Origin of the sequence: Pseudomonas sp. OTU750018 (genome assembly GCF_011636575.1) — a bacterium.
GTDB classification, from domain to species: domain Bacteria; phylum Pseudomonadota; class Gammaproteobacteria; order Pseudomonadales; family Pseudomonadaceae; genus Aquipseudomonas; species Aquipseudomonas peli.
Genome location: NZ_JAAPAU010000009.1, coordinates 1 through 462, shown reverse-complemented (window position 1 = coordinate 462; position 462 = coordinate 1). Strand labels below are relative to the sequence as shown.

The 462-nt window shown below is 54.8% G+C and carries 1 protein-coding gene; it reads left to right on the top strand.

Annotated elements, in window-relative coordinates; genetic code table 11:
• A partial coding sequence (locus tag HCI85_RS20880) for a terminase gpA endonuclease subunit (RefSeq protein ID WP_167147926.1) occupies positions 1 to 462 on the top strand: 462 nt, incomplete at both ends.

The window sequence follows — 462 nt, the reverse complement described above, 5'->3', positions numbered from 1 at the left end:
ACCTTTCACATCTGGACAGCGTACAGCCCGTTCACCACCTGGGTGCAGATTGTCAAAGACTGGATGAAAACGAAAGGGGATACGGGAAAACGTAAAACCTTCGTAAACACCACGCTCGGTGAGACGTGGGAGGCGAAAATTGGCGAACGTCCGGATGCTGAAGTGATGGCAGAGCGGAAAGAGCATTATTCAGCGCCCGTTCCTGACCGTGTGGCTTACCTGACCGCCGGTATCGACTCCCAGCTGGACCGCTACGAAATGCGCGTATGGGGATGGGGGCCGGGTGAGGAAAGCTGGCTGATTGACCGGCAGATTATTATGGGCCGCCACGACGATGAACAGACGCTGCTGCGTGTGGATGAGGCCATCAATAAAACCTATACCCGCCGGAATGGTGCAGAAATGTCGATATCCCGTATCTGCTGGGATACTGGCGGGATTGACCCGACCATTGTGTATGAA